A 7,029-nucleotide genomic window follows, 5' to 3' on the forward strand; every position below is an offset into this window, starting at 1 on the left:
TAACAAGATTGCATCAGGAACGATAGGTAACTGTTGATTCGGTCTCTATAGGCTTCTTGCCTCCCTGACTCGTGGGGTCCCAAGCTCAACGATTCCCCGCTCGTTATGGGTCTGCAGTTTATACATCTGAGCGAGCTTGATTTCGGCGCCGCTGAGCGTGACCCGCAGCCCTTCGGCGTCGCCGATCCAGCCGTGTTGTTCGGCTTCAGTGATGCGTTCTTCGAGATTCTCGATGATGTCCTGGAGCCGGTTGATCTGACTGGGATCCGGACGGAGAAGGGAACAACGGAGGCATGCGTGTTCGTGTTGACAGCCTGTTCCGTATGCCCGTCCGCAGCTGCCCAGGCTGAGTTTGCGTTGCACGAAATGGGCTTCGAATTCGTCCCATTCGGCGGCGGTTGGTTCGCGGTATTCTTCGGTGGGCCGAATGACCCGTCGCTTTTCGATGAAGGTGCGGTGGTGCCGAATGACGTCCCTGGGATAAATCGCTGCGTATCCCTGAGTCGTCGCCAGACTGGCGTGCCCCATCAGCACCTGCACGATGTGTGGAGGCAAGCCGCTGGCAAGTGCCTCGGTCGCGAAGATGCGACGGAAATCGTGCGGGGTGAACCTCACCTCGGCCCCGCTGACCTTGATCTGCGCGCGTCGCGCCAAGTCATTGAGCAGCGTGGAGACGGTGGCCGTCGTCATCACCTTCGGCGGTCCGGCGCCACGGCGGCGGACGAACAGGTGCGGAAGAGGTGAGCTCAGCACTTTCTCAGCTGAGTCCCATCGCTGTGTCAGCGGTGCACCACCCGTGTCCTTGGTGATACGAGAAAGCACTCGGTAGAGCACGTGCACGAGCTCGGGGCCTGCCACCATCAGACGCTCTGTGTCGGTCTTGCTCGGAGCGAAGTGCAGCAGCGGTATGGTCTCCCCGGTCCCTGGAACCTTATAGGGCTGGATGCTCATGTGCACCAATTCGAGGACTTCTTCGATCCGTGCACCGGTGTGTCGAAGTGTCTCAACAAGCGCCCATGTCCAGAAGGCGTTGTCCTCTTCAAAGGACAGGTCCCGGTCCTTTCCATTGCGCCGAATCCGGACATGCGCATGTTCACTGCTCTGGAAGACTTCCCAAGCCTCGCCGTCCATGTCGATAGTTTGGCCGGCGCCGGCCATCTTGGCATCCGCCAGGGTTGCTTCTGCTGCGCGGAGGGCCTGTTCGGCAGCCTCCACCAGACGGGGCAACACGGGAGCCAGTTCACGGGTGCGCTGCTGCATCGTTGCGATGGTCGCGCGCCGGTGCTTCACGTAACCACGGGTTTCCGCGAAGGTTACGGGGCTTGGGGCGACCCATTGCGCCCAGAAGGCATCTTCGAGTGCCCATTGGCTGATGTCGAGATAGAACGCCCGGACGGAGAAGAAGACGCTGTAAACTTCCCGGCGCGGCGAGCCGTCGGCTTTGAGTTTGACTCTGGCTTTCCAGCCAGCCGCCTGCTTCGGGGTCAGTGCGAAGCTGCGTTGGCCTGGGTAGTGCTTGACGATGTCGGCGAAGAAGAGGCCGGCCAGATACCTGCCCAAAGCACAGAGCGAGGAGTAGTCGAGGCCAGCCGACCGGACCTGAAGATAGCGGATGAGTGGCTCCCGGCAGGGGCCGGTGATGTCGTAGTAGTCGACCATCTCATCCACCGTTTTCGGTCCGACGCGGAGCCGTGTGGGCATGGTTCCGGAATCGTGTCTGATCCATCCCAGCCCGTGCAGCACGGGCCATACGGCGGTCAGCCCGCTGCGGCTGACGTCGATCAGCTTCCCGGGAAGCTGGGTAGTCAGTTCGAGGATGTCTTCGGCTGTGAGCTGGCGGATCGATTTGCCTGTATGGGCCTGAATGCGACCTAAGGTGAGGATCCCGCTAGTGGCCTGGGCCGGTGAAGCCTTCGCATGGAGGAGGGCGTTTTCGAGTTCAGCTGTGTGGGCGGGATCCCGGAACCGGCTGAGTGCTTTCCAGAAGGCGAAGCGCTGACCCGCGAGCCACCGGTGGGAGGGGCGCATGACGTCCAGGGCCAGCAGCGGTCCCATCGCCGCATTGAGTCCTTCGACCTCGTTGCGGTTCTTCGTGTTCTTGCTTGAACCGCCGGCTATTCTGAGCCGCCACGTCAGAGCGTCATGCCCGATCTGGCCTTCGAACAGCGCCCAGCGGTCCTGCCAGGTTTCACCCGGCAACTGCCTCAAATGACCGAGTAAACGCCGAATGCGCGCCCTGTGCTCATGCACATGTGGCCAGTACGGGCTGCAGTCCTCAAGACGGTTGATGATGTCCTCAATGCTGGCGCTGGTCAGCGGTCCAGAAGGGATGGGCGGCAGTGCAGGCGGTTGTTGTTCCTGTGGTGGCGGCGTGTGGTCATTCCAGCTTCGTCGTGCGGTCTGGATCTTATTGATGGGCGGACTTGTCACTGGTTCCCCCAAAGCACGCGCAACTCATCGGGGTTATAGGGCTGACCGGCCGGTGAACTGTCAGCGGCAGGCGAAGTCCTGCTGCTCAGATGGGTCCGATAATGCTCGATGACTTCCTCCATATGCGGAACCGCATAGACCGTGGTCGTAGTCAGCGACTGGTGGCCCAGCAACTCCTGGACTTCGTGAAGGCCCATCCCGCCCTCGAGCGCTCGGATCGCGAACGTGTGCCGCAGATCGTGCAGCGTCCAGTTCGAACCGAGCAGCTCGTTGCAGCGTCTCAGTACGGCGCGCATGGCTTCGTAGGTCAGAGGACGGGGCTCTCCCCGCAGCGTGAGCCAAACCGGTTCATCCGGGCCGGCGACGCCTCCTTCGAGCTGATAGAGCCGAAGCCATACGAAAGCATCAGGCGCAGCGGGCAACCATTGCAGCTGGCCGCCTTTGCGGTAAACGCCGATTAGCTGGTCACCCACGTTGACCCTGTCGCCCGTGATCCCGAGCAGCTCGCTCGCCCGTGCACCGCTGCTGACATAAAACGCCACCAACGCCCGGTCCCTGTTGGACCGCAAGCGGCGAAACAGATCGTTGAACTTCCCATCCGGGATTGATCTTGGCACCCGGTGCGCCTCGCGCTGACGCAAGGGTTGTCGCCGCACCGGGGCAAACTCCCGCTGAGGATCATGATGCGCATGGGCTCGCCCGCGGCGCAGCTCGAAAGGATTCACGATGGGCCCATCTCCCATCCGAAGCTGGAAAGCGTAGAACTCCTTACACACCGTCGTCGTGTGGTTGATCGTCGAGGGTGAGTAACGCATTCCGAGATGCTTCTTTCCCGTGACAAGGTTCCGGCTCCCCCGCCGCTGCGGGACGTTACGATTCCCGACGAACTTCTCGGTCTGGCGCGCCCACAACACGAAGTCGCGCGCTTCAAGGGACGTTGCCTGCTCCCAGCTGACACCGATGGCCCATAAAAATCGAAGGAACCGAAGCAACGACAATGCATAGGTTCGTACCGTTTGAGGGGAACGGTCCGTCGCTGCCAGCTCAAGCAGATACTCCGTGGCAGGAGCGAACTCCTCGCCCTTCGCGTCGAGGACCACGAACCCCGGAACACCGGAGCGAGGAATCACCCGCCCGACGTTCGCGACAGGCAGTCCCTCCGCCCGATGCCGATCCGAACTGCGATCCGAGAGATCCATGACCAAAGCATGACGCTGACGGGGTTCGTCCCAGCCGACGACACGCACTGTGAACCGTCAACTTAGTCCGGTAAACAGATCCCGGACGGTCCGGCGCATCCCTTCGGGCTCGCCGATAGACCGGAAGTGTGTCTCCATCTCTGCCGCGGTTGGCAAGGTAAATTCTTCGCGGATGCTGTCCCAGACCCGCTCCGGGACAGCCGGCCAGTAGCGGGGCTCAGCCCTCACATCCGACACAGTAGGCATGGCCGTCCTTCTCGCGCGCCTCCTGCGAACGGTGGCGGACCAGGAAACACGAGTAACAGGTGAACTCATCATCAGCCTGCGGAATGACCTGCACAACGAGCTCTTCGGCAATGAACTCGCCGCCCGGGGTCAGGCCGTCGAGGACATCCGCCTCGTCGAGCTCCTGAACCACAGACTTCGCATCCGGCGCTTTGGCGGACTTCAGGGCCTCCAGCGAATTTTCTTGGGACTCCTTCACGTCGGTGCGCAGTTCGTCGTAATCGGTTGCCACGGCGGTGCATCTCTTCTCTGTCGGGGTGGGTTAACGGTCCTGCAACGTACAGGACATGGGAAGAATTCCCCAAAAAGCGGTGCTGTTCCTCCCCCTCCTCTATTAATCGGGAAGAGGAAAGGCCTCTGCCAACGCCCGCGCGACGTCGTAGCTGGCCGACTTGGCCGAGAGAGGCAAGTTAACGGAATCGCGGTTATCGGCGTTCTAAAAGCACTGGCAAATAGGGGATTTGGTCTCGTGGTCAGCGCATGTGGCTTGCCAGCCTTGTTGGCGAATTGCCAAACGATCCGGCGAATTCTGCCGGTGAGTTGGCGAATCGCCGGTAGTGCCCCTAAGGTGCGCGTTCGGCCGGGTCACCACCGCAATGGCCTCGGCGACCAGACGATCCCTGAATGCCAGTTGAACGAACTTTTGCCAGTTCCGGTGGCATCGCGAGCCGCTCGCGATCTTTGTTCAGACTGGCGCGCTCTTCCAGTCAGCTGACCCACGCAATTGGCCAACAAGGGGCGCAACGTTCCCGCTTCGGCCACTCTCAGCGGCTCGCCAACTCGTTGTCAGGCTCGCCATCTACGTTGGCAAGCCACAGCGCACGAACGCCGGAACGTAGGAGTCGTTGAAGGGCTCGAACCAGTCCTTGAGCTCCATTGGTGCGAGGCCGAGCTGCGTCGTCTTCGAATGCGTCCATCGCGTTTTGGTAGAGCATTTCGCTGTCCCTGTCTTCGAGCATGTGCTCTTCAAGCCGGCCGCGCCAGCCGTCTGCCAAGCCAAGCCCGTACAGGTCTTGGATGACTTCCACCTGGTCCAGCAGGCAACCGGACGGCCAGTTCCTGGGCCACGCAGGACGGTTGGGTCCAGCCGCGCACCAGGACCGTCACCATGTCTGTGGCTATGACCAGGAACTGCTGGGCGAGCCGGACATCGTATTTGTCCGCGTGCTTCGGGGGCAGTCCGGACAGCACGAAGCTCTCAGATATCTCCTGCCGGGTGCCGTCGTTGAGCCGGCGCAACTGTGCAATGTCCTCGAAGAGCTGGTCGATCAGGACAGCCGACGCTTCCCAAAGCGCGCTGGCCAGGAGCTTGGCGTGGAACAGGCTTTTGTCCCGCTGCTGGCGTGACCGACTCCATCCATTCCAGATCCGCGGTCTCCAGGGCGTTCCGTCCATCATCGCTAAGGTCATCAGGGCACGGCTTGTACCCCAGCTGCTCCAAGCTAATGCCGTTTAGCTCTTCACCAATGTGGATCAAGTATTCGACATAGCTCTCGTGCTCACGGGTCATGGCCTGATGCTACAGCTAAGCTCAAACAACTCCGGCAACACGACTGCTGCGCCTAACGCCAATGAGTCGGACTCCCCCAAACGCTTCGGTGGACGGACGACGTCCTCGGTTCTGGCACTGTCCCACCACCGGGCGTCCAGTGCCGGGGCAACCTGTGCCCTCACGGCTGCCCATTCGCCCTGGAGGCGGACACGTAGCTCGCGGCCCTGCTGTTCTTCCGCTGCCTGGGCTACGCGTAGGCGCTGCTCGCGGGCGCGGGCAAGCCCTTCACCGATGCGTGCCGCAGCAGTCAGGCCTGTGCGGAGCATCGTTTCTACAACCTCGTCCAGTCCGCCTGATTCGCTCATGGTTTGCCTTCCTGGTCTTATCGCTCGATGTCCGGGCGGCCGTTTCCGGTCCGGGTGGTTGTGGGCGTTCTTGGACGTTCGTACTTGGGTGGCAGAACCGATCCTGGCTTGTTCATGGGTGCCAGGCCTTCGCGCGCACGGCGTACCGTTTCGGCCAGCTCGGCATCCACCACCGGCACGGGGGTAACATTCGCTGATTCCTGCTGTACCGCGGGCGCAGGCGGTGCTGCCGGCACCGGGGGTAGGGCGTTGGCTACCGTCACCAGTTGCGTGCGGACCATGGTGTTGATCTGCCGTGAACGGCGCAAGTCGTTGTTCGCCTTGTGCATGTCGTGGATGGCTTTGGAGACGTTGAGCAGCTGCCGCAGCATGATCGCCTGCGCGGCAGTTCCCGAGCCCTTCGTTGCGGTCATCAGCAGCAGCGACGCTCCACGGGCAGAAGGCCCGACAGTCTTTACAGGTTTGATCGGATACTTGCGCAGCTGCGCCGTCTTGGACAGTTCCGTTGCGGCCGCGGCCAACGGTCCGAGCACCGGTTCGGTGGCCGGTGGACCATGCCGCGAAAGCGCCGGCGGTTTCCCGGGCGAGATGCGCCCGGGTTGGGTGGACATGCAGCGGAACAGAACGCAGCGTTTCGCGCAGCTGGGCTTCCTCGTGGCCGCAGCCCGGACCTATCTGGCTGTCGGATACTTCTTGCTGATGGCGGCCATTGTGGCGTTTCCGGTCATGGATATCTGCAGTAGCGTTTGGGCGACCGGCCCGTCGGATCCTTGCTGAAGATGGTGCTCCAGAATGCATGCCATTTCATGTAGGCGGATGGCGCCCACCAAGGTGGAGGCGATCTTCAGGCTAAGAAGCGTCTCAGCGGCTTGCTCGTCGCTCCCTGCCGCGATGGCTGTGCAGAGGCGGTTGTAGCGTATTGGCCAGCGTTGGACGTAGGTTTCAACGAACCGCCGGTAGACCAGTTCGTTGTTAAGGTCTACTTCGAGCTTCTTCAGGACAGAGGGCCGAAGAAGCGGCGTGGGTTTTCGCTCGACACGAGGAGCTGTTGGGGCCATTGCGGTGCCTCGTTTCCGCGTCTGCGTTGGGAACGTGGTAAGGAACTGCGTAGCGCAGTTCCTTACCACGGAGTCATGGAGCGAAAGTTCAGGAGGCCTGTGCGGCGCGTTCCTCGTCCTTCAGATCTTCGGAATGCCGCGCTCCATTGCGTTGAATCGCAGCTGCCAGTTCGTCAATTCGCTGAGGGGCGAGGGCGTAC

General features: G+C 61.7%; 7 protein-coding genes. 1 reads left to right on the top strand and 6 read right to left on the bottom strand.

Annotation, left to right across the window (positions count from 1 at the left end; translation table 11 throughout):
- Positions 1 to 45: 45 nt before the first annotated feature.
- From AC6CH3_RS21490 to AC6CH3_RS21500, 3 genes are all read right to left on the bottom strand, one after another.
- The gene (locus AC6CH3_RS21490; protein ID WP_498134354.1) at positions 46 to 2,208 is read right to left on the bottom strand and encodes a tyrosine-type recombinase/integrase; all 2,163 of its coding nucleotides are present in this window, start codon (positions 2,206 to 2,208) and stop codon (positions 46 to 48) included.
- Between the two features lie 218 nt (positions 2,209 to 2,426).
- Positions 2,427 to 3,629, bottom strand: a complete 1,203-nt coding sequence (locus AC6CH3_RS21495) for a tyrosine-type recombinase/integrase (RefSeq protein ID WP_498134355.1) — start codon at positions 3,627 to 3,629, stop codon at positions 2,427 to 2,429.
- Between the two features lie 217 nt (positions 3,630 to 3,846).
- Positions 3,847 to 4,146, bottom strand: coding sequence for a DUF4193 domain-containing protein (locus AC6CH3_RS21500; RefSeq protein WP_498134356.1), 300 nt, complete (start codon positions 4,144 to 4,146; stop codon positions 3,847 to 3,849).
- Between the two features lie 785 nt (positions 4,147 to 4,931).
- Here AC6CH3_RS21500 and AC6CH3_RS21505 point away from each other — a divergent pair.
- Positions 4,932 to 5,261 carry a hypothetical protein gene (locus AC6CH3_RS21505; RefSeq protein ID WP_498134357.1) on the top strand — a complete coding sequence of 110 codons (330 nt, stop codon included), beginning with the start codon at positions 4,932 to 4,934 and terminating at the stop codon, positions 5,259 to 5,261.
- A gap of 159 nt (positions 5,262 to 5,420) precedes the next feature.
- On the opposite strand, the gene AC6CH3_RS21510 is transcribed toward AC6CH3_RS21505, so the two are convergent.
- From AC6CH3_RS21510 to AC6CH3_RS21520, 3 genes are read right to left on the bottom strand one after another with little or no spacing between them, the layout of a single operon-like run.
- A complete protein-coding gene (locus AC6CH3_RS21510) occupies positions 5,421 to 5,771 on the bottom strand; it encodes a hypothetical protein (RefSeq protein ID WP_498134358.1) in 351 nt (116 codons plus the stop codon).
- Between the two features lie 17 nt (positions 5,772 to 5,788).
- Positions 5,789 to 6,382, bottom strand: a complete 594-nt coding sequence (locus AC6CH3_RS21515) for a hypothetical protein (protein ID WP_498134359.1) — start codon at positions 6,380 to 6,382, stop codon at positions 5,789 to 5,791.
- A gap of 60 nt (positions 6,383 to 6,442) precedes the next feature.
- A complete protein-coding gene (locus AC6CH3_RS21520) occupies positions 6,443 to 6,829 on the bottom strand; it encodes a hypothetical protein (protein WP_498134360.1) in 387 nt (128 codons plus the stop codon).
- Positions 6,830 to 7,029: the final 200 nt, after the last annotated feature.

It is taken from the genome of Arthrobacter sp. GQ119 (assembly GCF_059759125.1).

Coding starts and splice junctions, on each gene's coding strand:
- AC6CH3_RS21495 (WP_498134355.1), bottom strand. CDS start 3,629: ATGGATCTCTCGGATCGCAGTTCGGATCGGCATCGGGCGGAGGGACTG.
- AC6CH3_RS21505 (WP_498134357.1), top strand. CDS start 4,932: ATGACTTCCACCTGGTCCAGCAGGCAACCGGACGGCCAGTTCCTGGGC.
- AC6CH3_RS21510 (WP_498134358.1), bottom strand. CDS start 5,771: ATGAGCGAATCAGGCGGACTGGACGAGGTTGTAGAAACGATGCTCCGC.
- AC6CH3_RS21515 (WP_498134359.1), bottom strand. CDS start 6,382: ATGTCCACCCAACCCGGGCGCATCTCGCCCGGGAAACCGCCGGCGCTT.
- AC6CH3_RS21520 (WP_498134360.1), bottom strand. CDS start 6,829: ATGGCCCCAACAGCTCCTCGTGTCGAGCGAAAACCCACGCCGCTTCTT.